This window comes from Winogradskyella haliclonae, from assembly GCF_014635865.1.
In the GTDB taxonomy this organism is placed as follows: Bacteria; Bacteroidota; Bacteroidia; order Flavobacteriales; family Flavobacteriaceae; genus Winogradskyella; species Winogradskyella haliclonae.
Genome location: NZ_BMDQ01000012.1, coordinates 1 through 720 on the forward strand (window position 1 = coordinate 1; position 720 = coordinate 720).

Annotated in this window: 1 protein-coding gene; it reads right to left on the reverse strand. The window is 42.5% G+C overall.

Annotation, left to right across the window (positions count from 1 at the left end; all coding sequences use genetic code 11):
• On the reverse strand, nucleotides 1–720 hold a 720-nt coding region (locus tag IEV10_RS14290; protein ID WP_188375416.1), incomplete at both ends, for an Ig-like domain-containing protein.

The window sequence follows — 720 nt, forward strand, 5'->3', positions numbered from 1 at the left end:
AGTAATATATACTGTAGCGGTATCCGAAGCAGGGTTTCCATTATCATCAGTGATGGTATATGTAAATGAATCGGTACCTGTAAATCCAGGGTTAGGCGTGTAAGTGAAAGTGCCATCAGGATTAATAACCAGTGTACCATTTGCAGGGTCCGTGTTAGCAGTCACTGTAAAGTTATCACCTTCAGGGTCATTATCATTATCCGTAACGTTGCCAGTGATATCGTTATCCACCTCACCATTGTACGCATCATCATTAGCCACAGTGATGTTACCATCATTAGGTATCACTTGAATGGTTACCGTAGCGGTATCACAAGCCGGTGTAGGTGTGTTATCATCACAGATGGTATACTCGAAAGAATCTTCACCTTCAAACCCAGGGTTAGGTGTGTAAGTGTATGTACCATCAGGGTTAACAACCACAGTACCATTTGCAGGGTCTGTATTTCCAGTTACTGTAATAGGGTCACCATCAGGATCAAAGTCATTAGATAGTACCGTACCAGATACAGGCGTATCTACTTCAGTAGTATTAGTATCATCATTAGCTACAGGCGGTTCATTACCAGAAGTTGGCACAGGCGCCACTTCTATAGTTACTGTAGCAGTATCACAAGCGATAGGATTACCGGCATCACACACTTCATAAGTAAATGAATCTTCCCCTACGAAATCTGTGTTAGGCGTGTATGTGTATGTTCCATCAGGGTTGAACATCAG